The 26,077-nt window shown below is 64.7% G+C and carries 27 protein-coding genes; 10 read left to right on the forward strand and 17 right to left on the reverse strand.

The window, feature by feature from the left end; genetic code table 11:
• Position 1: 1 nt before the first annotated feature.
• Both C8J33_RS19930 and rpmB read right to left on the reverse strand, forming a co-directional pair.
• The gene (locus C8J33_RS19930) at positions 2 to 643 is read right to left on the reverse strand and encodes a queuosine precursor transporter (RefSeq protein WP_132448425.1); all 642 of its coding nucleotides are present in this window, start codon (positions 641 to 643) and stop codon (positions 2 to 4) included.
• A 150-nt stretch (positions 644 to 793) separates the two neighbouring features.
• Positions 794 to 1,090: a 50S ribosomal protein L28 gene (gene rpmB, locus C8J33_RS19935; RefSeq protein ID WP_110730082.1), complete on the reverse strand. Its 297-nt coding sequence runs from the start codon at positions 1,088 to 1,090 to the stop codon at positions 794 to 796.
• Between the two features lie 302 nt (positions 1,091 to 1,392).
• Here rpmB and C8J33_RS19940 point away from each other — a divergent pair, with 302 nt between their 5' ends.
• Both C8J33_RS19940 and C8J33_RS19945 read left to right on the forward strand, forming a co-directional pair.
• A complete protein-coding gene (locus C8J33_RS19940; RefSeq protein ID WP_110730083.1) occupies positions 1,393 to 2,172 on the forward strand; it encodes a DUF3108 domain-containing protein in 780 nt (259 codons plus the stop codon).
• Between the two features lie 52 nt (positions 2,173 to 2,224).
• Positions 2,225 to 3,133, forward strand: coding sequence for a DMT family transporter (locus tag C8J33_RS19945; RefSeq protein ID WP_132665110.1), 909 nt, complete (start codon positions 2,225 to 2,227; stop codon positions 3,131 to 3,133).
• Here C8J33_RS19945 and C8J33_RS19950 read toward each other — a convergent pair.
• Both C8J33_RS19950 and gloB read right to left on the reverse strand, forming a co-directional pair.
• Positions 3,118 to 3,570, reverse strand: a complete 453-nt coding sequence (locus tag C8J33_RS19950; RefSeq protein ID WP_132665111.1) for a cupin domain-containing protein — start codon at positions 3,568 to 3,570, stop codon at positions 3,118 to 3,120. The two genes, C8J33_RS19945 and C8J33_RS19950, sit on opposite strands and share 16 nt — an antisense overlap.
• Positions 3,570 to 4,340, reverse strand: a complete 771-nt coding sequence (gene gloB / locus C8J33_RS19955) for a hydroxyacylglutathione hydrolase (RefSeq protein WP_132665112.1) — start codon at positions 4,338 to 4,340, stop codon at positions 3,570 to 3,572. The genes C8J33_RS19950 and gloB overlap by 1 nt, the downstream gene beginning before the upstream one ends.
• A 145-nt stretch (positions 4,341 to 4,485) precedes the next feature.
• Here gloB and C8J33_RS19960 point away from each other — a divergent pair, with 145 nt between their 5' ends.
• The 3 genes from C8J33_RS19960 (at position 4,486) to C8J33_RS19970 (ending at position 7,373) form a co-directional block, all read left to right on the forward strand.
• Positions 4,486 to 5,241, forward strand: coding sequence for a class I SAM-dependent methyltransferase (locus C8J33_RS19960; protein ID WP_132665156.1), 756 nt, complete (start codon positions 4,486 to 4,488; stop codon positions 5,239 to 5,241).
• Between the two features lie 90 nt (positions 5,242 to 5,331).
• A complete protein-coding gene (gene hisC, locus C8J33_RS19965) occupies positions 5,332 to 6,438 on the forward strand; it encodes a histidinol-phosphate transaminase (RefSeq protein WP_132665113.1) in 1,107 nt (368 codons plus the stop codon).
• Positions 6,439 to 6,446: 8 nt separating this feature from the next.
• The gene (locus tag C8J33_RS19970; RefSeq protein ID WP_132448421.1) at positions 6,447 to 7,373 is read left to right on the forward strand and encodes a prephenate/arogenate dehydrogenase family protein; all 927 of its coding nucleotides are present in this window, start codon (positions 6,447 to 6,449) and stop codon (positions 7,371 to 7,373) included.
• A 26-nt stretch (positions 7,374 to 7,399) separates the two neighbouring features.
• On the opposite strand, the gene C8J33_RS19975 is transcribed toward C8J33_RS19970, so the two are convergent.
• Positions 7,400 to 8,401, reverse strand: a complete 1,002-nt coding sequence (locus C8J33_RS19975) for a DUF2125 domain-containing protein (RefSeq protein WP_132665114.1) — start codon at positions 8,399 to 8,401, stop codon at positions 7,400 to 7,402.
• 258 nt (positions 8,402 to 8,659) lie between these two features.
• Here C8J33_RS19975 and C8J33_RS19980 point away from each other — a divergent pair, with 258 nt between their 5' ends.
• Positions 8,660 to 9,205 carry a gamma-glutamylcyclotransferase gene (locus C8J33_RS19980; RefSeq protein WP_132448622.1) on the forward strand — a complete coding sequence of 182 codons (546 nt, stop codon included), beginning with the start codon at positions 8,660 to 8,662 and terminating at the stop codon, positions 9,203 to 9,205.
• Here C8J33_RS19980 and C8J33_RS19985 read toward each other — a convergent pair.
• The 4 genes from C8J33_RS19985 to ftsE all read right to left on the reverse strand — a co-directional run bounded on the left by C8J33_RS19985 (position 9,202) and on the right by ftsE (position 12,779).
• The gene (locus C8J33_RS19985; RefSeq protein WP_132448419.1) at positions 9,202 to 10,002 is read right to left on the reverse strand and encodes a lysophospholipid acyltransferase family protein; all 801 of its coding nucleotides are present in this window, start codon (positions 10,000 to 10,002) and stop codon (positions 9,202 to 9,204) included. The genes C8J33_RS19980 and C8J33_RS19985 overlap by 4 nt on opposite strands.
• A gap of 214 nt (positions 10,003 to 10,216) precedes the next feature.
• Positions 10,217 to 10,936: a YdcF family protein gene (locus C8J33_RS19990; protein WP_132448418.1), complete on the reverse strand. Its 720-nt coding sequence runs from the start codon at positions 10,934 to 10,936 to the stop codon at positions 10,217 to 10,219.
• Between the two features lie 153 nt (positions 10,937 to 11,089).
• Entirely contained in the window at positions 11,090 to 12,040 is a 951-nt protein-coding gene (locus C8J33_RS19995; protein ID WP_132448621.1) for a cell division protein FtsX, read from the reverse strand.
• A 79-nt stretch (positions 12,041 to 12,119) separates the two neighbouring features.
• Complete coding sequence (gene ftsE, locus C8J33_RS20000; RefSeq protein WP_092935472.1) at positions 12,120 to 12,779, reverse strand: cell division ATP-binding protein FtsE; 660 nt, start codon at positions 12,777 to 12,779, stop codon at positions 12,120 to 12,122.
• A 244-nt stretch (positions 12,780 to 13,023) separates the two neighbouring features.
• Between ftsE and C8J33_RS20005 the strand changes: the two genes are divergently transcribed.
• The 3 genes from C8J33_RS20005 (at position 13,024) to C8J33_RS20015 (ending at position 14,685) form a co-directional block, all read left to right on the forward strand.
• Positions 13,024 to 13,635 carry a hypothetical protein gene (locus tag C8J33_RS20005; protein ID WP_132665115.1) on the forward strand — a complete coding sequence of 204 codons (612 nt, stop codon included), beginning with the start codon at positions 13,024 to 13,026 and terminating at the stop codon, positions 13,633 to 13,635.
• 61 nt (positions 13,636 to 13,696) lie between these two features.
• The gene (hpt, locus tag C8J33_RS20010) at positions 13,697 to 14,248 is read left to right on the forward strand and encodes a hypoxanthine phosphoribosyltransferase (protein ID WP_110730094.1); all 552 of its coding nucleotides are present in this window, start codon (positions 13,697 to 13,699) and stop codon (positions 14,246 to 14,248) included.
• A 77-nt stretch (positions 14,249 to 14,325) separates the two neighbouring features.
• The gene (locus C8J33_RS20015) at positions 14,326 to 14,685 is read left to right on the forward strand and encodes a response regulator (protein ID WP_092935466.1); all 360 of its coding nucleotides are present in this window, start codon (positions 14,326 to 14,328) and stop codon (positions 14,683 to 14,685) included.
• A gap of 205 nt (positions 14,686 to 14,890) precedes the next feature.
• On the opposite strand, the gene C8J33_RS20020 is transcribed toward C8J33_RS20015, so the two are convergent.
• From C8J33_RS20020 to argH, 4 genes are all read right to left on the reverse strand, one after another.
• Positions 14,891 to 17,572: a TIGR02302 family protein gene (locus C8J33_RS20020; protein ID WP_245507220.1), complete on the reverse strand. Its 2,682-nt coding sequence runs from the start codon at positions 17,570 to 17,572 to the stop codon at positions 14,891 to 14,893.
• Positions 17,573 to 17,722: 150 nt separating this feature from the next.
• Entirely contained in the window at positions 17,723 to 18,997 is a 1,275-nt protein-coding gene (gene lysA, locus C8J33_RS20025; protein WP_132665116.1) for a diaminopimelate decarboxylase, read from the reverse strand.
• A 22-nt stretch (positions 18,998 to 19,019) separates the two neighbouring features.
• Positions 19,020 to 19,376 (reverse strand): LPS translocon maturation chaperone LptM, encoded by a 357-nt coding sequence (gene lptM / locus C8J33_RS27115; RefSeq protein ID WP_165929845.1) that lies wholly within the window; start codon positions 19,374 to 19,376, stop codon positions 19,020 to 19,022.
• 142 nt (positions 19,377 to 19,518) lie between these two features.
• Positions 19,519 to 20,922: an argininosuccinate lyase gene (gene argH / locus C8J33_RS20035; protein ID WP_132665118.1), complete on the reverse strand. Its 1,404-nt coding sequence runs from the start codon at positions 20,920 to 20,922 to the stop codon at positions 19,519 to 19,521.
• A 46-nt stretch (positions 20,923 to 20,968) separates the two neighbouring features.
• Between argH and tlpA the strand changes: the two genes are divergently transcribed.
• Positions 20,969 to 21,649 (forward strand): thiol:disulfide interchange protein TlpA, encoded by a 681-nt coding sequence (gene tlpA, locus C8J33_RS20040; RefSeq protein WP_132665119.1) that lies wholly within the window; start codon positions 20,969 to 20,971, stop codon positions 21,647 to 21,649.
• On the opposite strand, the gene C8J33_RS20045 is transcribed toward tlpA, so the two are convergent.
• The 4 genes from C8J33_RS20045 to C8J33_RS20060 all read right to left on the reverse strand — a co-directional run bounded on the left by C8J33_RS20045 (position 21,629) and on the right by C8J33_RS20060 (position 25,973).
• Positions 21,629 to 22,945, reverse strand: coding sequence for a hypothetical protein (locus tag C8J33_RS20045; RefSeq protein WP_132665120.1), 1,317 nt, complete (start codon positions 22,943 to 22,945; stop codon positions 21,629 to 21,631). The genes tlpA and C8J33_RS20045 overlap by 21 nt on opposite strands.
• A gap of 147 nt (positions 22,946 to 23,092) precedes the next feature.
• Entirely contained in the window at positions 23,093 to 23,965 is an 873-nt protein-coding gene (locus C8J33_RS20050; protein WP_132665121.1) for a 3-hydroxybutyryl-CoA dehydrogenase, read from the reverse strand.
• A gap of 173 nt (positions 23,966 to 24,138) precedes the next feature.
• Positions 24,139 to 25,068: an electron transfer flavoprotein subunit alpha/FixB family protein gene (locus tag C8J33_RS20055; protein WP_132665122.1), complete on the reverse strand. Its 930-nt coding sequence runs from the start codon at positions 25,066 to 25,068 to the stop codon at positions 24,139 to 24,141.
• Between the two features lie 155 nt (positions 25,069 to 25,223).
• Positions 25,224 to 25,973: an electron transfer flavoprotein subunit beta/FixA family protein gene (locus C8J33_RS20060; protein ID WP_132665123.1), complete on the reverse strand. Its 750-nt coding sequence runs from the start codon at positions 25,971 to 25,973 to the stop codon at positions 25,224 to 25,226.
• Positions 25,974 to 26,077 lie beyond the last annotated feature (104 nt).

The raw sequence follows: 26,077 nt of genomic DNA on the forward strand, positions 1-26,077 counted from the left end.
CTCAGACGCGCGCGCCGGGTGCCCCCGGCATCGGCTTCAGCACGGTCATCAAGGCGCCGTAGGGCAGCAGGAGGACGAGGCCGACGAGGATCTTGACGACGAGGTCGCCCAGCGTCCAGGAGATCCAGCGGGGGGCCTCCGTGGTGAGGATGCCGAGGATCGGGGAGGATGCCAGCGCGAAGGGATCGTTCGGGCCGATGAAGGCGAAGATAGGCGCGAAGGCGAGGGAGAAGAAGATGGCCGTGTCGAGCGCCGAGCCGAACAGCGAGCCGGCGAGCGGCGCGCGCCACCAGCGTTGACGGCGCAGGCGGTTGAAGACGGAGATATCCAGAAGCTGTCCGAACAGGAAGGCCGAACCGGAGGCGATCGCGATGCGCGGCGTGGCGACCATGATGGAGATCACGACGGCGACCGCAAAGCCGCAGACGACGACGCGGCGCGCGATCTTCGGGCCGAACTGGCGGTTGGTAAGGTCGGTCACCAGAAAGGCGGCGGGATAGGTGAAGGCGCCCCAGGTGAGAAGATCGCCCAGCTGCATGCCGGCGATGGAGCCGGGCAGGGGGAACTGCACCAGAAAATTGGAGGCGACGACCACGAGGGTCATGAAGGCAACGTAGGTTGCGAACAGGCGTGTGTTCAGCATTTTTTTATCCTGGGTGATGCCACCAGTTGGAGGAGAGGACGTGCTGCCCGAACGGCGGCCTATCCCTATGACATATCGATCAGACGCTCATGGAAAAGGCCCGCCCGTGAAGGCAGGCCGTGATCCGCAATGCGTACACCTTCGTGCCGATCAGGCAGCGATGGCTTCTGCAGTCTTCTTGACGATCTGGCGACGCAGCAGGCGTGCGCGCTGCGACAGGTCCAGTTCGCTAGCCTTCAGCAGGAACGCGTCGAGACCGCCGCGATGCTCGACCGTGCGGAGAGCCGCAGCCGAAACGCGAAGACGGAAGCGCTGGTTGAGCGAGTCCGAGATCAGCGTGACCTGGCAGAGGTTCGGCAGGAACTTGCGCTTGGTCTTGTTGTTCGCGTGGCTCACATTGTTGCCCGACTGGACGCCCTTGCCGGTCAATTCGCAACTACGGGACATGGAATCACCTATTTCTTTTCGCCTGCGTTCAATGCGTTTGCGGGCCACAAGCCCAAGCAGCATTCCCACCGGTCATGATTGGAAAGTTGCGGTTCTATAGTCAGCGGCGCGCCGCGCGTCAAGACAAAACACCGGATTTTCCCGGAAAGTCCGGGCCGGGCGGTGGAAAAGCGGCGGGATGGCGGCCGATACCAGCTCGGGACCAGGCTCGGGCGCGGGCTCGATACCACGGGCGTAGAAATGCCGCAAACGCTTCCTATCTCTCTGTTTTTCTCCCGATCTCTTTCGGAAAGGTTCTCGGCATGGCCCTGCGTGTCGGTCTTGCGGCTCTCGCCGCAATGTCCCTGGTGACAGTTCCCACGAATGCGGCGCGACCGGCGGATGTCGTGCACGACACGGATTATACCATCTCGCTCGCCGGCCTGCCGATCGCGAAAGCCTCGTTTCACACCAAGCTCGAGGATCGGCGCTACACGATCTCGGGAACGCTGAGTTCGGCGGGGCTCGCCGATATCCTGTCGAGCACGAGCGGGCGCACGGAGGTCTCCGGTACGATCGAGAGCGACAAGCTCGTCGCCACCGACTATTCCGTCCGCTACCAGACCGGCAAGAAGAAGCGCGCGATCGACATCGCCTTCGACAAGGGCAATGTAACCTCCGCGACGCTGACGCCGCAGCGCAAGAGGCCACCGAAGAACTGGGTGCCGGTGACCAAGGACGACATGCGCGGCGTGGTCGATCCGCTGTCGGGGCTGATCTTTCCGGCCAGCGCCAAGGTGTGCCCGAAGACGCTGCCGGTGTTCGACGGCGAATCGCGCATGGATCTGAAGCTGAGCGCCAAGGGCACAAAGCCGTTCAAGACCGAGGGTTTCAGCGGCGACGTCATCGTCTGCGGCATCCAGTTCGTGCCGAAATCGGGCTACCGCAAGGGCCGCGAGGACGTCGATTACCTGCGCAAGCTCGACAGCATGGAGATCTGGTTTGCAAAGTCGGATAGCGTACAGGTATATGCTCCGGTCTATGTCCGGATCCCGACGAAGTACGGTCCGGTGACCGTGTGGGCCACGCGCTTCAAGGGGTGATCCGTTCAGGGTCTCGCCGCATCGCCGCCCGCTGCAATCGGAGAGTGGGCGGATGCAGACCAGAGCGACGTTGATCGGATTTTCCGCTATTCTTATGTGGGCGCTGCTGGCGCTCTTCACGGCCGCGTCCGGCACCATGCCGCCCTTCCAGCTTTCGGCAATCTGCTTTGCCATCGGCAGCCTTCCAGGCCTCGTGGTGCTGGCGCTCAGGCCGGAGCGGCTGGCGCTGTTGCGGCAACCGCCACGGGTCTGGGTGGTCGGCATCGTCGGGCTGTTCGGCTATCACGCGCTCTATTTCACGGCGCTGCGCAACGCGCCGGCCGTCGAAGCTGGGCTGATCGCCTATCTCTGGCCGCTGCTGATCGTGGTGGGCTCGGCGCTGCTGCCGGGCGAGCGGCTGCGGTGGTATCATGTGGCGGGCGCTCTCTGCGGTCTCGCGGGCACGGCCATGATCGTCGCGCGCAATGGCGTTGCATTCGATAGCGCCTATACGCTCGGCTATGGGGCGGCACTTTGCTGCGCCTTCACCTGGGCCATCTATTCCCTGATGACGCGACGGTTCGAGGCGGTATCGACCGATGTCGTGACCGGCTTCTGCCTTGCGACCTCGGTGCTCTCGCTCCTCTGCCATCTCGCACTGGAGACGACCGTGTGGCCGGACACCGGCACGCAGTGGCTGGCGGTCGCGGGCCTTGGCCTCCTGCCGGTGGGTGCAGCCTTCTATGCCTGGGATTACGGCGTGAAGAACGGCAATATACAGCTGCTCGGCGTTGCAAGCTACTCGGCGCCGGTGCTCTCCACGCTGACGCTCATGCTGTTCGGCTTTGCCGAGCCGTCGCTTAGCATCGCGCTGGCCTGCCTGCTGGTGACGGGCGGTGCGCTGCTGGCCGCGCGCGACGTGATCTTCTCATCGCGCAAGGTGCAGGCCCCGGCCGAAGACCGGGTTCAGCCGGTGGCTTGAGGCGGTTCCCAGCCGGGCGACGCCATTTCGAAGACGCTGAAGTCGAAGCCGGGCGCGACGGTGCAGCCGACGAGGGTCCACGCGCCGCGTGATTCGGCTGACTGCCAGCTGCCTGCGGGCACCACGCCTTGCGGGCGTTCGCCGTTTTCCAGATCCGTGCCGAGGACGATGATCGAGGCGGGCTCGCCCGGTGCCGCAATCCGGAGGGTCAGGGCCGCGCCGGCATAATGGTGCCAGACCTCGGCGGCGTCGCGGACGCGGTGCCAGTGCGACCGCTCGCCCGCTTCCAGCAGATAATAGATCGCCGTGGAATGCCCGCGTGTGCCACCTGCGTCGTCGCGAAAGGTCTCGGCATACCAGCCACCTTCCGGATGCCGGATCATGCCGAGTGCGGAGACGATCGACTGCGCGTCCTGTGTCTCACCGTGCGCAGCCATCAGAAATTGTCCTTGCGCTTGCGGATCTCGGCGAAGACCTCGCCGTCGCTGGCGGAGGGCATGCCGAGATGGGCGCGGATGCCGGGGTCGGCCGGACGCAGGAAGGGGTTGGTGCGTTTCTCCAGGCCCAGCGTCGTCGGTGCCGTGAACCCGCCGCGTTCGCGCAGGGCTTCGATCTCGGCGGCACGGGCCTTCAGTTCGGCATTGTCGGGATCGACCGTCACGGCGAAGCGGGCGTTCGACAGAGTGTATTCGTGGCCGAAATAGACCTGTGTGTCATCCGGCAGCGCCATCAGCTTCTGCAGCGAGGCCCACATGTCGGCCGGCGAGCCTTCGAACAGGCGGCCGCAGCCGAGGGCAAAGAGCGTGTCGGCGGCAAAGAGCAGGCGGTCGTCGGGCAGGTGGTAGCAGATATGGCCGGCGGTGTGGCCGGGCGTGCCGATGACGCGGACCTTGTGGCCGGCGAAGGTGAAATCGCCGCCGTCGCCGATGGTCATGTCGATACCGGGAATGCGCGACGCCTCACGATCCGGGCCGATGATGGTCGCGTCGTAACGGGTCTTCAAGGCAAGGTTCGCCTCCACATGGTCGCTGTGGTGGTGGGTGGTGAAGATGTGCGTCAGCGTCCAGCTGCGGCGTTCCAGCGCGTCGAGGATCGGCTGTTCCTCGGGCGCGTCGATCGAGGCTGTCTCACCGCTTTCGGGGTCGTGGAGGAGAGCACCGAAATTGTCGGTCCGGCAGAGGAACAGGTCGAGATCGAGTGCTGGCATGATGAGGTCCTCGGGGAGATCTGGGACGTGGGAATCGCAAAGGGAATGTAAAGGCGGCGGAGGGGAAGTCCAGCGACAGCATGCGGGCGCGAAAATCGGCGCCGCACCGGTTCCCTTTCTCCGGGCCACGCACTACCCTTTGGTTATGCACGCCGATATCGTCGATCTTCGTCAGTTCTACCATTCGCGGCTCGGGCGCTTTACCGAGCAGGCGATCTCCATGGCGCTCGCCTCTATCTGGGCGCGGTTGCCGGAAGAGCGGCTGGTCGGGCTCGGCTATGTCCTGCCCTATCTGGAGCGCTTTCGCACTGACACGGAGCGGACCTTCGCTTTCATGCCGGCGGGGCAGGGGGCGGTGAACTGGCCGGTTGCCGAGCTGTCCTCGACGGCGCTGGTGTTCGACGAGGAACTGCCGCTGCCCGACAGCTCGATCGACCGCATTCTCATGGTCCATTCGCTGGAGTTCGCCGAGAACCCGCGCGAAACCATGAAGGAGATCTGGCGGGTGCTCGCGCCCGGCGGGCGTCTCGTCATCGTGGTTCCCAACCGGCAGGGCGTCTGGGCGCGCATGGACCATACGCCGTTCGGCTCCGGCCGGCCCTATTCGCGCGGGCAGCTGACGGCGCTGCTGCGGGAGACGAATTTCACGCCCGGCGCCTCCTGCGAGGCGTTGTTCTTCCCGCCATCGACCACGAAGACCGTGCTGAAGCTCGGGCGCGCCTTCGAAAAGATCGGGCGGGCGCTCTGGCCGGTGTTTTCAGGCGTCATCATCGTGGAGGCGCAGAAGCGGCTTTATCAAGGGCTGCCGGTGGCGGCACGGGCGTCGCGCCGGGTGTTCGTACCCGTGCTCGCGCCGCAAGGGGTGCCGACCACGCGCGACGGCCAGCCACCGGCACGGTGAGGGGGCTTTCTCTTCTGGCCTAAGCCCTCGACAAGGGGGCGGCGGGGCGGTAATGGCAAAGCCATCCGAGACACCAGCGAAAGCCAGACCATGAGCTCCCTCCCGAACGCTCCGACCCCGCGCCCCGGCATTCTCGACATCGCCGCCTATGTGCCGGGCAAGGAACACGCTCCGGGCGTGGCCAAGGTCTACAAGCTGTCCTCCAACGAGACGCCGCTAGGCGCGAGCCCCAAGGCTCTGGAGGCCTTTCGCCAGGCGGCCGGCCAGCTGGAGCGTTATCCGGACGGCCAGGCGATCGAGCTTCGCAACGCGATCGCCGAAGTCTACGCGCTGAACCCGGCCAACCTGATGTGCGGCAACGGCTCGGACGAGCTTCTGGGGCTGCTGGCGCACACCTATCTCGCTCCCGGCGACGAGGCCGTTATCACCGAGCATGGCTTTCTCGTCTACAGGATCCAGATCATGGCGGCCGGCGGCGTGCCCGTGACGGTGAAGGAGCGGGATTGCCGCGTCGATGTCGATGCGATCCTCGCCGCCGTGACCGAGAAGACGAAGCTCGTGTTCATCGCCAATCCTGGCAATCCCACGGGCACCTTCGTGCCCGTCGAAGACGTGCGCCGCCTGCAGGCCGGCCTGCCGAAGCATGTGCTGCTCGTGCTGGACGCGGCTTATGCGGAATATGTGCGGCGCAACGACTACGAGGCGGGGATCGAGCTGGTCTCGTCCAACCAGAACGTCGTGATGACGCGCACCTTCTCCAAGGTCTATGGTCTGGCCGCCCTTCGCGTCGGCTGGATCTATGCGCCGGCCGCCGTCATCGATGCGCTGAACCGCAGCCGTGGGCCGTTCAACCTGAATGCGCCGGCGATTGCGGCCGGTGCCGCTGCCGTTCGCGACCAGGCGTTCACGGCCGCAGCCGTCGATTTCAACGCGGAATGGGTGGCGAAGGTGAGCGAGAGGCTGACGGCGCTCGGTCTTAAGGTCACGCCGTCGGTTGCGAATTTCGTGCTGTTCCACTTCCCCGATGTTGCCGGCAAGCGGGCGGAGGATGCGGATGCGTTTCTGACCAGCCGCGGCTTCATTCTGCGGGCGGTGCGCGGCTACGGGTTCCCCAATGCACTGCGCCTGTCGATCGGCACGGAGGAGGCGAACGAAGGCGTTCTTGCCGCCCTTGCCGAATTCCTCGGGAAGAACTGAGACCTGATATGGCCAAGCTCTTCGAAAAGGTCGCGCTGATCGGTATCGGCCTCATCGGCTCCTCCATCGCGCGGGAGATCCGTGACAAGGGGCTTGCAGCCGCGGTGACGATCTCGACCCGCAGCCGCGAGACGCTCGACCGGGCGGAACTGCTCGGCCTCGGTGATCGCTATGTGCTCTCGCCCGGCGAGGCGGTGGAGGATGCGGATCTCGTCATCGTCTCCGTGCCGGTCGGCGCGTCCGGCACTGTCGCGCAGGCGATCGCGCCGCATCTGAAGGCCGGGGCCATCGTCACGGATGTCGGCTCCACCAAGGGCTCCGTCATCGCGCAGATGGCGCCGCACCTGCCGGCGAGCGTCCACTTCATTCCCGGCCACCCCATCGCGGGAACGGAATATTCCGGCCCGGATGCGGGCTTCGTCGGACTGTTCAAAAGCCGCTGGTGCATCCTGACGCCGCCGGCCGGCACAGACGAGACCGCCAAGGGGCAGCTTCGGGCCTTCTGGGAGGCGCTTGGCTCGGATGTCGAGGAGATGGACCCGGAACACCACGACAAGGTGCTGGCCATTGTTTCCCACCTGCCGCACATCATCGCCTACAATATCGTCGGCACGGCGGACGATCTGGAGACGGTGACGGAATCCGAGGTCATTAAATATTCGGCCTCGGGCTTCCGCGATTTCACGCGTCTGGCGGCGTCAGATCCGACCATGTGGCGCGACGTCTGCCTGCACAACAAGGACGCGATTCTCGAAATGCTGTCGCGGTTTTCCGAGGATCTCGCCTATCTGCAGCGGGCGATCCGCTGGGGCGATGGCGACAAGCTGTTCGACCTCTTCACCCGCACCCGCGCGATCCGCCGCTCGATCATCCAGGCCGGTCAGGACACCGACATGGTGGACTTCGGCCGCCATGCGCTGGACGCGAAGTCCTGACGTTCGCCATATCTTGAAGGCTTGGATTAGAGCTGCGGCAGCACGCCGATCGGGATGAAGGCGAGGAAGGCGGTGCCGTCGCGCACATTGAGCGTGACGGTGGTGTCGTTGCCGCCTGCGGCGAGTGCCGTCAGCATGTTGGCGGCGTTGTCCAGCATGTTCTCGCTCTCCGGGAACGCTGTCGCCAGAGCCGTGCGCCACGCCTGGACGTCCTGCATCGTCACCTTGAAGGCGCCGGAGATCAGCCCCTGATCATCGATGGTGAACGGGCCGTTTGCCGTCGTTACCATGCCGTTCCCAAGGTCGAGCGTGAGGTTGCGCACCTCGCCCGCACTGTTGCGCAGCGCATGGCGCGAGAGGCCGCCACGATCGAGCACCGTCGCGCGGTCCTTGACCGTGAGGTCGATCGCGGCATTCATCAGCGGCAGCAGGCTTGCGCCGTTGCCGGGCTTCAGGTCGAGGCCTGTGATGGAGACGGCGGCATCGAGATCCGCCGCGTTCTGGCGCAGATGCAGTTCCGTATGGCTGGTGGCAAAGCCGAGCACGTCTTCGCCCAGCGTGGGCACCAGCGTGCCGGTCAGGCGTTCGGAGACGATGGATGTGCGGCTGAGGCCCGACAATGTTGCCTGAATGCTCGCCCTGAGGGCTTGCCAGTCCATGGATGTCGCGATGCCGGGGGAAAAGCGCAGCTCGGCCGGGCCATCCACCTCGATGACGGCGTGGCCGGGCCAGTAGACCTGTGCTGCGGACCGGAGAGCACCCGCGGAGCCGGAAGCGCCGAGCTGAGTATCATCGACCTTCACGGCATCGCAGAACAGCCCGATGCGGAAGGGGAAGCCGCGTACGGTCAGGCCGTCGCAGCGGGCGGTGGCGCTGCCGGAGCGGCTGGTGAGGAAGCTTGCGAGCCGCGTTTCGATCTGGTGGGCAGCGAGAAACCAGATGCCGCTATAGACCGCGAGGAAGATCACGATGCCGATGCCGAGACGCTTGATACGGATACCTGCGGCCGGCGGTGCTGTCTGTGTCATGCGGGTCTCCGGTCGGCGGGTCTGGATGCGGTGAGGGATCGGCGCGGTGGACGGCGCTCTCTGGCACCGCCGGCACCCCTCCAAGGGCTGCGTCTTGCGGGTCTTCTAGCGCATAACATCACTGATCGGAATGCGTTCGGAAAAATAGCCGGATCCTTGTAGGCTCGTTCCGCTGGCCGCTATTTTGCAGTAGGAGGGCAGGACCGGCAGACATTGTCCGGCATGTGACGATGGGATGGACCTTCTGTGACGGACCTTGTGCTAACGGATTCGGACGACGTGTGGGTGTTCGGCTATGGCTCGTTGATGTGGAATCCGGGCTTTGCCTTCGTCGAGCAGGCCCGAGCGCGCGTGTTCGGTTATCGCCGGGCGCTGTGCGTGCGCTCCCATGTGCATCGCGGCACGGCCGAAAGCCCCGGCCTCGTGCTCGGCCTCGATCTTGGCGGCTCCTGCCTCGGCATGGCGTTCCGCATCGCACCGGAGGACCACGAGGCTGTCATCGCCTATCTGCGCGAGCGCGAACTGGTGACGCATGTCTATAAGGAGCGCATGCTGCCGCTGCGGCTCGCCGACGGGCGAACGGTCATGGCGGTCGCCTATGTCATCGACCGGGCCCACCTGCAATATGCGGGCGCCCTCCAGGCCGACGAGGCGGCGCTGGTCGTCGCCCATGCGCGCGGTCGCTCGGGCGAGAATGTCGATTACGTCATGAACACGCTCGAACATCTGCGCGCGATGGGCATCCGCGATCACTGGCTGGAAGAGGTCGGCCGCGGCGTGCAGGTCCTGCTTGCCAAACGCTAGCGTTTCTCCGGCACGGTTACGCCGAGTTCGGCAAGCCGTGTGCGCGCGGTGTCCGGCAGGGGGAGATGCGGGTTGTTGCGCACGGTCTCGACCAGCAGTTCGTCGCTTGCCGTTTCCGTCACCGCAATGAGCGTTTTCAGGAAAGTATCGGCGTCCAATCCGGGGCCGATCGGGGGCAGGATGCGGACTTTGAAATGGCCGGGGAAGCGCAGCGTCGTGCTGCGGGGCCAGAAGAGACCGGGATGCATCGCCACGGGCACGACGGGCACCTGCAAATCCCGATAGAGACGGGCGATGCCGTATTTGTAGTCGGGCGGGGCACCTGGCGACCGCCGCGTGCCTTCGGGATAGATGATCAATTGCCGGCCGGTGGCGATTTCCGCCTTGGCGCGCTTCATGACAGCCGCCATCGCCCGACCGCGGGCGCTGCGGTCCACCGGCACCATGCGCTGCTTGGCGACATACCAGCCGAACAGCGGAATGCGCATCAGCTCGCGCTTGAGGATGAAGAACGGGTCGGAGAGCCACGGCAGCAGGGCATAGACGTCCCAGAAGGACTGGTGCTTCGGCGCGAGGATATAGACGCCATCCTTCGGAATATTGTCGAGACCCTCGATCTCGAAGGTCGTGCCGACGATCACCCGCATCAGCCAATGATTGCTGCGCGCCCAGTTTTTTGGCACGAACCAGGACGTCTTGCGCGACACGATAAAATAGATCGGCGTCAGCAAGACCATGCGCATGATGAGGTTGGCGTAGAAGACGACGTTGAAGAGGACCGAGCGAAGACGAATCATGGGCGGCTTTCGAAGAGCGAGCGGCAGCACGGATCGAGCGTGCCCTGCCGGGTGCCTACACCAATAAAGCCGCGACGAAAACCGGGATCTCGCGCGCGACGGCGCTCATGCCTGGAGCATTTTCGGTGAACGCAGGTACACCAGAAATGCTCCAGGCTGCTGTTTTTGCCGTATTGTCCGACGCCGGAGCGATTCCGCTCCGGCTGGAAATGCTCTATTGGGCGCTCTGGGCGCGTTCCGTCCGCAAGCCGCTATCCGTTGGCGTGCCCAGGAGATCGCGCAGCGACGCCACGGTCAGCTTCGCATATTCGGTGAGGATCGACTTCAGCACCATGGGGTTGGCCATCCAGTTCGTGCTTTTCAGGTCGGAATTGACGACCGGATAGGGCACGAAGGCGATGCCGGGATTGGCGCGGCGAAGCTCCAGCAGGCTGCGGGGCATGTGGTAATTGTTGGTGACGACCAGAATGCTCTTGTAGCCGTTGTTGCGGATCCAGTTCGCGGTCTCGTGGGCATTGCCGATCGTGTCGATGGCGTCGTGACCGATATCGACGCAGCAGCGAAAGAGATCGGCCGAGCTCTGGGTGTTGCGGCGGATCTGACTGCTGGTGGTGGTGGGGTGCACGCCGGAAATCAGCAGGCGCTGGCCGGCCCCAGCCTTCAGCAGATCGACCGCCTGGTCGATGCGCTGGAACCCGCCGGTCAGCACGACGATCGCATCGGCCTTGGGATCGACCGGCGGCTGAAGCGAGGCGACCTGATCGGCAAAATAGAGAAGGCTGGCGGTGCCGCAGCCGGCAACCACCAGCATGACATAGAAGGTCAGGCGGACGAGCTGCCGCCGGAAGCTGACATGCCGGCGCGTTCGCCGCGCAAGGCGCTTGCGCTCGGTTTCGCCGGAAGTCTCCGCCTCGGAGGTTTCGTCCGCCATCATGATGTTCTTCCACCGTCACGCCGGATGTCTGCGGCTCGACGGGACGGGTGTTGCGATGTTGTGCGAGCGGTGAACCAGCTTTGCGCCTTAACGATGGCTTGAGCGGCCGGAGCGAGGAAAACGGAAGAGGGAGAGGGCGCGCGCATGGGCTTGTCAGGAATTCGGGATGAGATCGGCCCGTGCCGGGTCGGAGCGGATGCGGTCGATTTCGTAGATGGTGCGCATGACGGTGAAGCGCGCCGTCAGCGTGGTGAGAAGCGCGATGACGAGCATGATGGCGGCGATGCCGAGATAGCCCGTGTAACCGATGGTGAAGGTGCCGAACAGCGCCGTCGCCTGATCGCTCTGGGGCGTGGCGAGCGAGCGGGACTGCCACCAGCCGGCCACGGCAAACGACAAAGCCGCCAGCAGACCGCCGGCGCCGGCGCCCTTGAAGCTGATCTTGAGGAAATGCTTCTGGAATTCGGATGCGACGAAGCCCGCCTCCGCGCCGACGAAGTGCAGCACCTCGACGATATGGCGGTTGCCCGACAGCGTACCGCGCGTGGCGAAGATGACGGTGAGGACCATGGCGGAGAAGACGAGGGTGAGCACACCCGTGCCGATCAGCGCCGTCGTGTGCGCCATCGCCACCAGCCGGTCAACCCATGTGCGGTGATCGTCGAGCGTCGCCTGCGGGATTTCGCCTGTCAGGCGCGCCCGCATTCCGGTGAAATCCGGCGGGTTGCGCTCGTCGATGGTGATGATGACGAGGCGGGGTACGGGCAGTTCGTCGATATCGAGGCCTTCGCCGAGCCAGGGTTCAAGAAGACGGGCGGTCGCCATGCGGTCGACGATATTGCCGTTGACGGTGCCGTCGAAGGTGAGGGCGATGTCGCGGGCATCGCGCAGGGCCTTTTCCATGTCGAGCCCCTCCTCGGGCCGGATCTGGATCGTCACCTCGCGGGAGATCTCGCTCTGCCAGCTCTCGGCCGTCGAGCGCACCATGGAGACCGCACCGAGCGTCAGGCAGGCGAGGAAGGACATGATGGCGATGACCAGCATCAGCGCATTGCCCGAGACGTTGACCGGGGGAACGATGGGCGCCATCGGGCGGACGCGCATGGGCGCCTTGCGCCCTTCCGTTTCCGGCGGCGTGCTGCGGGCGGGGGTCTTTATTGCCGCGGGCGGCTTTTTGCGGGCGTCAGTCATAGATGTCGAGCCGCCCTTGCGACAGGATCATGCGGCGCGCTTCCACCTGATCCATCAGCGAGAGATCGTGCGTCGCGATGACGACGGCGGTGCCGAGGCGGTTGAGCTCCATGAACAGGTTGAGCAGGCGGCGTGCCATCGGCGGGTCGACATTGCCGGTCGGCTCGTCGGCCAGCAGGATCTCCGGCCGGTCGATCAGCGCGCGGGCGATGGCGGCACGCTGTTTTTCACCGCCCGAGAGAACCGGCGGCAGGACATTGATTCGCTCGCCGAGGCCGACCCAACCGAGAAGCTCCAGCACGTCGGAGCGGTAGGACGATTCGTCCTTGCCCCTGACGCGCAGCGGCAAAGCGACGTTTTCGTAGGTCGTGAGGTGATCGAGCAGGCGAAAGTCCTGGAAGACGATGCCGACGCGGCGGCGCAGCATGGGCAGTTCGTCGCGCGGGATGGCGGTGATGTTGCGGTCGAACATGCGGATCAGGCCGCGCGTCGGCTGCAGGGATAGGAACAGAAGGCGCAGCAGCGTCGTCTTGCCGGCGCCCGAGGGGCCGGTGAGGAACTGGAAGGACTTGCGCGGGATGTCGAAGGTCAGGTCGCGGAGAATTTCCGGTCCCATGCCGTAGCGCAATCCGACGTTTTCGAAGTGAATCAACTTCCAGCCTCTGAGATGGACGCTCTACCGCCAAGCGCGGGCGCGATCCGATCAGCATGGTTAAACACTGGTTAATATTCCCTTTAACGTCACATGCAAAAACGTCGCTTTAAGGGCCGTAACGGCTTCGGAACCTCTCGCGAGGGCGTTGTGCGGGAACGTTTCCGTTCTGTTAACCCTTCCTCTTTACCTTTCGGAAAGGATTTTCTTCGTCTTCGGGCGAACACATGGCGGAGGACGACGCATGGCCGGCTTTTCGAGCGCTTCGCGAAGGATCGATCTCCTGCCGCCGGAACGGACCCGTGCGGCGCGTCCTGCACCGCGCGTGCTGCGGCAGACCGATGCGGTCGATGCCGTTTTCGAAGTGATGCCGCTTTCCCGTGCCGCACCGCGTTCGCCAATTCCAGCCCGGCCCGTCGGGCATCGGCCTGGTTTCCTGAGGTCGGTCGAGCGGACATTGCAAGCCATCTCGCCGCGCATTTTCGCAGGCCTGACGATCGGGCTGTGCGCGGCTGCCTTCGGCCTTGCCATCACGCTTGCGCCGACCGCGCCGCAAGCCGCACCGGCGCTCGGCTTTGGCGATGTGCGCACGGAGCTTCAGGATGCGAGCGGCCTGAAGGTCGTCGCCGTCTACGGCACGGTGGTCAACGCGACATCCGCACCCCGCGAGATCCCGGATATCAAGGTCGATGTCGCAACCTCCGGCCGACGCATGACGGCCGAGGGGCAGCTTGCCGGCAGCCGCATGCTGGCTCCGGGCGAAAGCCGCGCCTTTTCCGCACGCCTGCCGCATGCCGGTGGATCGGCGCCGATCGTGCAAATTTCCTTTGGCATAGCGGGTGCTTCGCCGCGCTGACTGTGCTAACGCCAAGCTTTGGGGGATGCCGCACGGCGTCCCGTCGCCTGGAGCCATTGCCATGCCCGTCGTTCGCGGAAAGATGATCGAGACGCTGTTTTCGCCGGACGTGATTGCGACGCGCAACACGGAGATGGCGGCCGAAATCGTCAAGGGCCGCAACGACGACCTGCTGGTCATCTCGGTGCTCAAGGGCTCCTTCATCTTCGCGGCCGACCTCATCCGCGCCATGCATCATGCGGGGCTTGCGCCGGAAGTCGAGTTCATCACTTTGTCGAGCTACGGCACGGGCACGGTGTCGCGCGGCGTGAAGATCATCAAGGATATCGACAGCGACCCGCGTGACCGCGATGTGCTCCTGATCGACGATATTTTGGAATCCGGGCGGACCCTGCGCTTTGCACGCGACCTGATGCTGGAGCGTGGCGCGAAATCGGTGTCGATCGCCGTTCTCCTCGACAAGAAGGTGAAGCGCGAGGTCGATTTCGAGGCGGATTTCGTCGGTTTCGAATGCCCCGATTATTTCGTCGTCGGCTACGGCATGGACGTCGCCTATGCCTTCCGTGAGCTGCCCTTCGTCGGCGTGGTCACCGGGGACGCCGACAAGGTTTGACGCACGGGATGTCCGCTCTTTACGGTTTTCAAAGGAAACTCTGCGCTTTGTAGGCTTCCGAACCGTAGGAGGCCATGATGGCAAAGATCCTGATCACCGAGGACGAGGATTCTCTTCGCCGCTTCGTTGCGCGCGCGTTGCAGATGGATGGGCATGACGTGGTGCAGGCCGGCGATGGCGCCGAGGGACTCGAGCACCTGCATGGCGCCCCGTTCGACCTCCTGCTCTCCGACATCCGCATGCCCGTCATGGACGGCATCGCCCTTGCGCACGAAGCCGCAGCCGCTTTTCCCAAGCTAAAGATCCTGCTGATGACCGGCTATGCCGAACAGCGCGAACGCGCCGACGACCTCGCGGACAAGATCATCGATGTCGTCGCCAAGCCGTTCAGCCTGCCGGATATTCGCAAGGCGGTTGCGGGGGCTTTGGCGGCTTAAGATTGTTTGACGCTGAGGTTGTGGCGGCCCCTCATCCGGCTGCCGCCACCTTCTCCCGCCAAGCGGGGAGAAGGGACTCGTGGTGATCGTTTGACCACCTCTAAGTTCCGTTTTTAGAGCGATCGGGTGCTACATCTCCCTTCGCCCCGCGTGCGGGGAGAAGGTGGCGGCAGCCGGATGAGGGGCAGCCGCAACCCCAAACACCTCATCGGATATCCAGCAACCGCTCTAGATACTGCCGTTCCACCTCCGGCGAAACGTTGTTGCCCAGGCGACGGCGGATTTCGTCGAGGATTTCGCGGGCGCGCTGGGTGTCGATCTCGTCGGGCACCTTCACCTGGTCGCCGAAGTCGGGGCCGGGGTTCTGCTGGCGGCGGCCAAGGGGGTCGCGGCCGTTCTGGCCGTATTGGGGGATGCCCTGGCCGGGACCTTGCCCTTGTCCCTGACCCTGGCTCATCTGGTTCATCATGTCCTGCGCGCCTTCACGAAGCGCCTGCAGCGCGCGGCCCTGGCTGCCGACGGCCTGTTCGCCCTGACCTTCGCCGAGCTGGCCCGAGGCGCCCTTCATCTCGCGACCGGCCTGGCCAAAGCCCTTGCCGGGCTTGATGCCCATGCCCTCAAGGCCCTTCTGCAACTCGCCGAGCTGCTTTTCCAGGGCCTGTTGCTGGCCCTGAAGATCCTTCAGCGCCTGACGCAGCTGCTCCTCGGTCATCTGCCCGGTCGGATCGTTGCCCTGTTGCTCCTGCTGCCCCTGCTGCTGGTTCTGCTCTCCGGGCTGCTGCTCGAACAGGTTCTCGTCCGTCAACGGATCACCCATCTGCATACGGTTGCGCAGGGCCTGATCGTGCTTGAAGGTCTGTTCCATCAGCCGCTGCTGCTCCTGCATCAGTTGGCCGAGCTTGTCCATCTGCTGGCGCATTTCGCTATTGTCCTGGCCCTGCTGCATATCCTGCGGCGTCCGGCCGGCCTGGAGATTGTTCATCATGCGCTGCATTTCCGACAGCATCTGGCGCGCCTGATCCTTCGAGCCGGATTTCGCAAGGTTCTCGATCTGGTCCATCATCTTGTCCAGATCCTTGCTGCTCAGCATGTTCTCCATGTTGGGCCGCGCGGCCATTTGCGGGTTCTTCATCGCCTGTTCGGCAAGAGCCTGCATGAATTCCTTCATCGCCTCGCGCAGCTCCTGCATCGCCTTGGCGATCTCCTCGTCAGAGGCGTTGCGTTCCAGAGCGTCCGACAGTTTCTGCTGGGCCTCGCGCAGATTGCGTTCGGCCAGCGACAGGTTGCCGTCCTCGATGCCGAGCGCGACCTCCCAGAGATAATCGGCGGTGCCGCGCATCATCTCGTCGTCGCGCGCGAGCTCCATCCGGCCCTTGGCGGATTGCAGCAGAAGGAAATGGGTGAGGTTGGGGATGTTGTCTTCCGGGCGGATGTTCAGCGCGTCGTTGAGCTCGATCGCGCGCGGCAGGTCCTTGCTGTTCAGCGCCATGACCTGGCGCTCCTCGGCGACGGCGCCGGCGAGCGGCTGGGTGAAGCGGCGGGCGGGCAGGATCATCTCCTGCGGCACACTGCGGCCTTCCTGCCCGGCGGCGTCGCGGGCAACCAGTGTGATGCGCACGCGCTTGCCGGCCAGCGGATGTTCCGACAGGTTCCGGCTGGCGGTCGCCTTGGCGTCCTTGGCGTTGCGACGGGGCAGGTCCAGGCGATATTCGGGCGCGGGATAAAGCGGCGTCGCTTCGGCCGGCGCTGCTTCGGTCGGCAAGATCTCGGCGAAGGCTTCGCTGAGGCCGTAATCGTCTTTCGCAAGGAAGGGGATCTCCAGCGCGGCGTTGACCGTGGCGCGCGGGGTGCCGTCGAAGGCGATGTCCGGGACGGCATCGGGAATGACGGCGAACTGCCATGTCTCCTTGCCGACCGTCAGCGTGCCGTCGCGGGTGATCTTGTAGAGATGGGTGCTGTTGTCGACCGGCGCGTTTGCCGCGGCTTCAGGAGCTGGCGCCGCATTGCCGGCCGCAGCCTCCTGCCCGGGTGCCTTTTCCGGCTTTTGCGGCGGGATCGGCGTTGCCGCGGTCGCGCCCTTGTCGAGGAAGGTCACAGTGGTGTCGGTGGCCGTACCCGCGCTCGTGACGCGCACGGTGACGTCGCTGAACTGCGGTATGCGGAACAGGCTCGCCTCGGTGGCCTGAGGCTCCGTGCCTGCTCGCGGCTGGTCCTGCCGGCCGGTGAGAAAGACCGGTGCGCGGCCGGTATAGGCGGGCGGGGTGACCCACGCGTCGATGCGCACGTCCAGCGGCGCCACGATGTTCTCGGGAATACGGAAGGCATCGGATATCAGCCCGGCGCGGTTGGAATAGGAGTAGGCGAAGGCGATGGCGACGAGGAGGACCGGCAGGGCGCGCAGGCCGAAGCCGTCATGACGGGCGATATCCGGCCTTGGGAGGCCGGTTTCGAGCGCACCGATCATCCGGGCCATGCGGCTCTGGTGTTCGAGCCAGAGCGCCTGCCCGAAGGCGCCGCCGGTCGCCGGCTTGTCGTCCTGTACGCCGATGGCCTGATGCGGCAGGGCGTTGCGCTCTTCGAGCAGCCGGTCGGCCTCATGCGTATCGGGCAGGCGGACGCGGAACACCGGCACGAGGGCCGCGATGAAGGCGAGGACGAAGGCGAGAAGCAGGCCGGCATGCACCAGCGGCGGCACGGCGCAGAAGAGGCCGAACCAGGCTGCCGACAGGAAGACGGAGGCCACTGCGAGGGGGGGAAGTGCGCGGGGCGCTAAGCGCTCGGCAATGATGACGAGCCGTGCAAAGCCGCGCTTGCGCGCCAATGCGCGCGCCATGCCGGACACGCCGTCTTTATTGTCCGCACTCGTCTGCCGCCGGAATTCTGCCATCCGTACCGTCCTGCTCATGGGTCAGGGCCTGTCGTCACGCGATTCCCGCGCGCGTCTGACGCCTGTTTGCCGGCAAGGATACCATTGTTTGTGGCGAAGACGAGGGCGAGAACGCAATCGTGAACGTTCCCACCCGCGTGCCGGAGGCGCTCAGTCTTCCGAAAGCCAGTCCGGCAGGCTGTCGAGGCCAATCAGGTCTTCGATGGTGGTGCGGGGCCGCACGACGTGGAAGCGGTTGCCCTTGACAAGAACTTCGGGAACCAGAAGCCGTGAATTGTAGGTGCCTGCCTGAACGGCGCCGTAAGCGCCGGCCGTGCTGACGGCGAACAGATCGCCGGCGCGGGGCATGGCCATTTCGCGGTCGAGCCCCAGATAATCGCCGGTCTCGCAGACCGGGCCGACCACGTCCGCCCGGATACGTGGTGCATTGGCGGCGGAGATCCGCACCGGGCGGATCTCGTGATAGGCCTCATAGAGGGTCGGGCGGATGAGGTCGTTCATCGCGGCATCGACGACGACGAATGTCTTTGACCCGCCATCCTTCACATAGATCGTTTCTGTCACCAGAATGCCGGCATTGCCGACGATCAGGCGGCCGGGCTCCATGACGATGCGGCAGTTCAGGCCGGCGAGCTGCTCCTTGACGATCGCCGCATAGGCGTCCGGCAAAGGCGGGGGATTGTTGTCTTCCTTGTAGGGCACGCCGAGGCCGCCGCCGACATCGACATGGTCGATGACATGGCCATCGGCGCGCAGCGTCTCCACCAGGTCGCGCAGCACCTTGAAGGCATCCTCGAACGGCTGCAGATCGGTAATCTGGCTGCCGATATGCATGTCGATGCCGGTGACCTTGATGCCGGGAAGCGTGGCGGCATGGGCGTAGACGGCGCGGGCGCGCTCGAAGCCGATGCCGAACTTGTTTTCCTTCTTGCCGGTCGAGATCTTGGCATGGGTCTTGGCGTCCACATCCGGATTGATGCGGAAGGAGACGTGTGCCTGACGGTTGAGCCGCACGGCACGGGCGTTGAGCACTTCGAGCTCCGGCTCGGACTCGACGTTGAAGCAGTAGATGCCGGCTTCCAGCGCCAGATCCATCTCGCCGGCCGTCTTGCCGACGCCGGAGAACATGATGCGCTCGGCCGGAATGCCGGCCGCCAGCGCGCGCGCGAGTTCGCCGCCGGAGACGACGTCGATTCCGGCGCCGAGGCGGCCGAGCGTCTTCAGCACGGCCTGGTTGGAGTTCGCTTTCATCGCATAGCAGACGAGGGCGTCGATGCCCTCGAAGGCCTTCGAAAAGACGGTGTAATGCCGCTCCAGCGTCGCTGTGGAATAGCAGTAGAAGGGTGTGCCGACGGCGCGGGCGATGTCGGTGACCGGCACGTCTTCCGCATGCAGAACGCCGTCGCGATATTCGAAATGATTCACGGGATGGGCCTTGAGATGGCTGTCAGAGCAGCGGATCGAGAAGGAAGGGGCGCTCGGGAACGTCGGTCTGGTCGCCGATGCGGCCGCTGCGGGCGGCCGCGTTGTCCGACCCGGGAACGACGTTCATCTGCGTGACGGCCGTCGTCTGGCTGGATGCGTTGCCGGTCACGGCGGAACTGGCCGGTGCGGCGCCGCTTGCCGGCCGTACGAGGCTGGACGGGGTGGCCGAAGGCGTACGGGTTGTGTTCCCGGCCTCTTTCGCAGCCTGCGCGCGGGCGACGCTCGGACGCTCGAGATCCCCCTTGCGGCCGCAGCCCGAGGCCGTCAGCACCGTTGCCGTCAGAAGCAGCGCCGTCAGGGCGGCAGTCCGGAATGTCATCGTCGCGGGTCCTTTGCGAAGGCAGGCGGTTCCTCTTAGCTGTTTTTCAAGGACCGCGCACGTTCGAAATTCTGATGGATCGCCCGGGAAAAATGATGGGTTTCCCCGGGTCTGGGGGCTGGGGGCTGTGGGCAGGATCGCCTCAGTTGCGCGCGCGCCACCAGGCGATCTGGCGGCGGACTTCGGCCGGTGCCGTGCCGCCGAAGGAGGTGCGGCTGGCAACGGAGGCCTCGACGGTGAGGACATCGAAGACCTTGTCGGTGATCGCCTCGTGGATGGCCTGGAGGTCTTCGAGGCTGAGTTCGCCGAGGTCGCAGCCCTTGCTCTCGGCCAGCGCCACGGCGCGGCCCGTCACATGGTGTGCATCGCGGAAGGGGAGGCCGGCTTCGCGGACCAGCCAGTCGGCAAGGTCGGTTGCGGTGGAGAAGCCGGAACCGGCCGCCTTTTTCATGCGGTCGGTGTTGATGGTCATGTCGCGGACCATGCCGGTCATGGCGGCGAGGCCCAGCTCCAGGCTTTCCGCGCTGTCGAAGACCTGTTCCTTGTCTTCCTGCATGTCCTTGGAATAGGCGAGCGGCAGGCCCTTCATGATGGTGAGGAGTGCGATCAGCGAGCCGTTGATGCGGCCGGTCTTGGCGCGCACCAGTTCGGCGGCATCCGGGTTCTTCTTCTGCGGCATGATGGACGAGCCCGTGGAAAAGGCATCCGACAGGCGGACGAAGCCGAATTGCGGCGTCGACCAGATGACGATCTCTTCGGCAAGGCGCGACAGATGGGTGGCGGAGATCGCCGCGATCGACAGAAATTCCAGTGCGAAATCGCGGTCGGAGACGGTGTCGATGGAATTGCGTGTCGGGCCGGAGAAGCCGAGCGCCTTCGCCGTCATGTGGCGGTCGATCGGAAAGCCCGTGCCGGCCAGTGCTGCCGCGCCGATCGGGCTTTCGTCCATGTGCTCGATGGCGTGCCGCACGCGGGCGCGGTCGCGGCCGAACATTTCGACATAGGCCATGCAATGATGGCCGAAGGTCACCGGCTGGGCCGTCTGAAGGTGGGTGAAGCCGGGCATGACCGTATCGGCATGTTCCTCGGCGCGATCGAGGAAGGCGGCGATCAGGCGCGTCAGGGCGGTCTCGACCCGCTGCAGCTCTTCCTTGACCCAGAGGCGGAAGTCCAGCGCGACCTGGTCGTTGCGCGAGCGTGCGGTGTGCAGCCGGCCGGCCGCAGGGCCGATCAGCGTCGCCAGCCGCGATTCAACGTTCATGTGGATATCTTCGAGACGGCGGGAGAATTCGAAGGTACCGGCTTCGATCTCCGACCGGATCGTGTCGAGGCCACCGAGAATGGCATCCTTGTCGGCGACGGAAATGATGCCCTGATGCGCCAGCATTTCGGCATGGACCTTGGAGCCGCGGATATCCTGGGCATAGAGCTTCTTGTCGAAGCCGATGGAGGCGTTTATCTCCTCCATGATGGCATCGGGTCCGGACGCGAAACGACCGCCCCACATCTGGTTGGAGGTTTTCGTCTCGGAAGCGCCGTCGGCCATCGCAGATATCCGTTCCTGAAAAAAGGTACCAGTCTTGAAAACCGACATGACAGACCCGGGAAAACCCCGCTCCGCCCTGCGGCTCGTGGCGCTTGCAGCCCTTCTGGGCCTGATCGCCGGTGCGGCTGCGGTATACGTCAGGCACAGCGGGTCTGGCAATGCTCCGGAGGTCGCTTCCCAACATGACGCCGGGCAATGCGCGGCGGCAGCGCCGAAGATCGCCGGTCTGACGCCGCTGATGAAGGGTCAGGTCGCTGCCATGGCGCCCGCCGACCGGCCGCGGCTTCTGGAGGGGCTGACGTTCAAAGACAGTGGCGGCAAGGACCTGACGCTTGCCGATTTCAAAGGTCGAGCGGTGCTGCTCAATCTCTGGGCCACGTGGTGCGTGCCCTGCCGCGAGGAGATGCCGGCGCTCGACAGGCTGGAGAGGGCCGAGGGGAACGACCGCTTCGAGGTGGTCGCCGTCAACATCGATACCGGCAGCGACGAGAAGCCGAAAGCGTTCCTGTCGGAGACCGGTGTCACGGCGCTGAAACCCTATCGCGATGCCTCCATGGGCGTCTTCAACGCTCTGAAGAAGGAGGGGCTCGCCTTCGGTCTGCCGGTCACCGTGCTGCTCGACGACAAGGGCTGCCTGCTCTCGGCGATGAACGGCCCGGCGGCCTGGGATGGTGAGGAGGGGCGGGCGCTGGTGCGCGCTGCCGCGTCAGCGGGCGCCGGCTCCTGAGGCAGGCGGGGTCGTTGCCGCGGCCACTCCCTGCGAACTGCTTCGTAGCAGGTACCAGTCCACAAGACCGGGCTTGAAATGTCGGCGCGCGGCGCGCTCCCAGAGCGGCGTCTGATGATCGCCGACGATGAGGATGTCGGTCGGCGGCAGATCCGGATCGCGCGCGATGACGGCCACCGAGCGGAAGAGGTCGCTCCACAGGTTTGTCAGGTCGCACACCGTGCGGTTGTCGATGGCCGGCGCCATGGTGGCACAGCCGAGCCTGTCGCTGGCGGAGGGCTGGTAGGGAATATGCGTGTTCAGCGTCAGGAAATAGACGAATTTCTGCGTGTCCGGATCGGCCTTGAGCGCGGCATCCACGACGCCGGCGATTTCCGTGTCGCAGAGCCCCTTGAAGACATTGCCGCAGCGCGATGGCGTGGGGCTCGGCACGTCTGCCGCCATGTCCTCCAGGAAGGTGCTGCGTTGGAAGCCGATCTGCGGATACCAGTGATGGCGCAGGAACATGTCGCGGGAATAGCCGTGGAAGGACTGCGTGCTCAGACCCTTTTCGCTCAGGCGACGCGGCAGGCAGTCGAAGGGCTGGTCGCCAAGAAAATCGAGCCAGCTGCCCCAATGTCCGCAAAGCTCCCGTGCGGCGGCGCCCGTGGTGGAGCCTGAATAGCGTGTCGTGCCGCTGGTAAGCTGATAGCGCCCGCCGAGGGTTTCCTTCTGCAGGATCTGGCTTAGAAGCGCCCGATCCTGCGGATCGGCGAAGGCACCGAGGCCCTCGACGACGATGAACAGCATGTTGTGCCCCGATGCAGCGATCCTTGCTGCCGTCAGGTCGTTCTGGAGGATGGCGCTGTCGAAAGGTGGTTTTGCCGTCGCGAAGGGCTGGTTGACGGCGCTATCGAGCCCGACAACAGAGAGCGCGGCAAAGGCCACAGCCGTGGGGGAGGCAAGCGGCACATCGGAGCGAAATCTGTTGACCAGCCAGGCTGTAAGAAGCGCCATGCCGACCATCGTCAGGATGAGCGCGACATAGAAGGCGGATGCTGCGACATCGATGGTGGCGAGAAAACCGAGCGTGTCGATGGCATCGCCCATCGGCAGATTGAAGGCGACCATGGCGACGAGGGCCATATCGAGAAGCGCGGCGAGCACGAAGACCGGGTAGGCCGCCCAGCCGGGAAGAAAGTAGGCAGCCGTTCCGGCGAGCACATAGAAAAGCGGGGAGATCGTCCGGACGGCCACGTAGAAGGGCATCGCGAGCAGGAAGACGATATTGGGGACGACGACGAGGGTGCCGATCAACCGTACGCTCGCTCGACGAGAGGACGGGATTCTCAGGCTTACGTTCCGCGCGCTGGTTTTTGCAGTCATGAGAACTCCGTGCCGTAAAGCAGGCGAACTCAGGATTGCATTCAATATTCCTAATCGTCAATACAATTTGAAGTGGTTTTAACGTGTCGGAACCGGGATTTCTCCGCGATAGTCATAGAATCCGCGACCGGACTTCCGGCCGAGCCAACCGGCCTCGACATATTTCACGAGAAGCGGGCAGGGGCGGTATTTGCTGTCGGCAAGGCCGTCATGCAAGACCTGCATGATCGACAGGCAGGTGTCGAGGCCGATGAAGTCGGCGAGTTGCAGCGGGCCCATGGGGTGGTTCGCGCCGAGCTTCATGGCGGTGTCGATGGCATCGACGGTGCCGACACCTTCATAGAGCGTGTAGATCGCCTCGTTGATCATCGGCAGGAGGATGCGGTTGACGATGAAGGCCGGGAAATCCTCTGCAACCGTGATGGTCTTGTCGAGGGCCGTGACGAACTGGCGGGCCGAGGCGAACGTGCCCTCCTCGGTTGCAATGCCGCGCACCAGTTCCACGAGCTTCATGACCGGAACCGGGTTCATGAAGTGGATGCCCATGAAGCGCTCGGGGCGGTCCGTGGCGGAGGCGAGGCGGGTGATCGAAAGGGAGGAGGTGTTGGTGGCAAGGATCGCGTCCGGCTTGAGCACCGGACAGACGGCGACGTAGATCTTGCGCTTGATGCTCTCGTCTTCTGTAGCGGCCTCGATCACGAGGTCGGCCGGCGAAAGATCTGTCAGGTCCGAGGAGCCCTTGATCAGCGTCAGCGCCTTCTTGCGCTCATCCTCGGTCAGTTTTCCGGAAGAGACCTGGCGGGCCATGTTGCCGTTGATCGTGGCAAGGCCGGCCTCGATGCGGTCGGGCGCAATGTCGTAGAGGTGTACCTTGTACCCTGCCATCGCGGCGACCTGCGCGATGCCGCAGCCCATTTGTCCCGCACCGACGATTCCGACATTCTTGATCATCAAGCCGATGTTCCCCAATCGCAGCCGACGTTCAGGACCGCTGAAGGCCTGTATGAAAGTGATACCGGCTGGCCGTCGTTTTTGCCAGTGCTTTCCGTCGCTCTTTGCGCGTCTTCGAATGCAAAACGGCCGCATCGGGGGGATGCGGCCGTTCAATTATCGGTGTGGCTGACTCACAGAGCCTTTTCGAGTTCCGGCAGGATCGTGAAGATGTCGCCGACGAGGCCGTAATCGGCGACCTGGAAGATCGGGGCGTCCTCGTCCTTGTTGATGGCGACGATGACCTTCGAGTCCTTCATGCCGGCGAGGTGCTGGATGGCGCCGGAGATGCCGCAGGCGATGTAGAGCTGCGGGGCGACGACCTTGCCGGTCTGGCCGACCTGCCAGTCGTTCGGAGCGTATCCGGCATCGACCGCGGCACGGCTTGCGCCAACGGCGGCACCGAGCTTGTCGGCGAGCGGTAGGATGACTTCCTGAAACTTCTCCGCCGAACCGAGAGCGCGACCACCGGAGACGATGATCTTCGCCGAGGTCAGTTCCGGACGGTCGGACGAGGACAGGGCATCGCCGACGAAGGTGGACAGGCCGGGATCGGCTGCCGCGGACACGGGCTCGACCGGTGCCGAACCGCCGGCGGCGGCGGGCGCAAACGTCGAGGTGCGCACGGTGATGACCTTCTTGGCATCGCCAGACTGTACGGTCTGGATGGCGTTGCCGGCATAGATCGGACGCTTGAACGTGTCGGCCGAAACGACTTCGGTGATTTCCGAGATCTGCGCAACATCGAGCAGGGCTGCGACGCGCGGCATGACGTTCTTGCCGACGGAGGTGGCCGGCGCGATCAGCACGTCATAGCTGCCGGCAAGCGACACGAGCAGGGCTGCCAGCGGCTCGGCGAGGTTGTTGGCAAGGCCCGCATCATCGGCGAGCAGAACCTTGGATACGCCGGAGAGCGCCGCAGCGCTCGCCGCTGCGGCATCCGCGCCAGTGCCGGCGACCAGAACGTGAATGTCGCCGCCGATCGCGGTTGCGGCACTGATGGTACGGGCGGTGGCGTCCGAAACGGTCTGACCGTCATGATCTGCCAGAAGAAGAATGGCCATGTCGTATGTTCTCCTCAAAGTCTCAATCTGTCTTCGCTGCGGCACCATCCTGTCGATCTCGACGGGGCATCCGGCAGCACATCACGTGCAAGGGCGTCTGGATCGAAGGCCGCCGCCCGGCCTCTGCGGACCGGCGGCGGAGCTTCGCCCGAGGCTTAGAGCACGCCGGCTTCGTTCTTCAGCTTGTCGACGAGTTCGGCGACCGAACCGACCTTGATCCCAGCCTTGCGGCCGGCGGGCTCTTCGGTCTTCAGCACGGTCAGGCGCGGCGTGGTGTCGACGCCGAAATCGGCAGGCGTCTTCTTGTCGAGCGGCTTCTTCTTCGCCTTCATGATGTTGGGCAGCGAGGCGTAGCGCGGCTCGTTGAGGCGCAGGTCCGTCGTGACGACGGCGGGAAGCTTGATGTCGATCGTCTGAAGGCCGCCATCCACTTCGCGGGTCACGGTTGCCTTGTCGGCACCCAGTTCGACCTTGGAGGCGAAGGTGCCCTGGCTCCAGCCGAGCAGCGCCGACAGCATCTGGCCCGTCTGGTTCGAGTCGTCGTCGATCGCCTGCTTGCCGACGATGACGAGGGACGGCTGTTCGGCGTCCACGACGCCCTTGATGATCTTGGCGACTGCCAGCGGCTCGACGGCGGCATCGGTCTCGACAAGAATTGCGCGGTCCGCACCCATGGCGAGGCCGGTGCGTAGGGTTTCCTCGGCCTTGGCCGGGCCGATCGAGACGACGACCACTTCCGTCGCCTTGCCCGCTTCCTTCAGCCGCAGCGCTTCTTCCACGGAGATCTCGTCGAAGGGGTTCATCGACATCTTCACATTGGCAAGCTCGACGCCGGAACCGTCCGGCTTGACGCGGATCTTGACGTTGTAGTCAACGACGCGCTTCACGGTGACAAGAATTTTCATGGAGCCTTCCTTCATCGAATCTCGGCAGTGGATGTCAGCGGGGCGCTTTCGACGCCGGTCTTAAAGCCGCAAGCTTTTCAGACGTCCTGCATCATGGGATCGCA

Source organism: Rhizobium sp. PP-CC-3G-465, assembly GCF_004343445.1.
GTDB lineage: Bacteria > Pseudomonadota > Alphaproteobacteria > Rhizobiales > Rhizobiaceae > Ferranicluibacter > Ferranicluibacter rubi.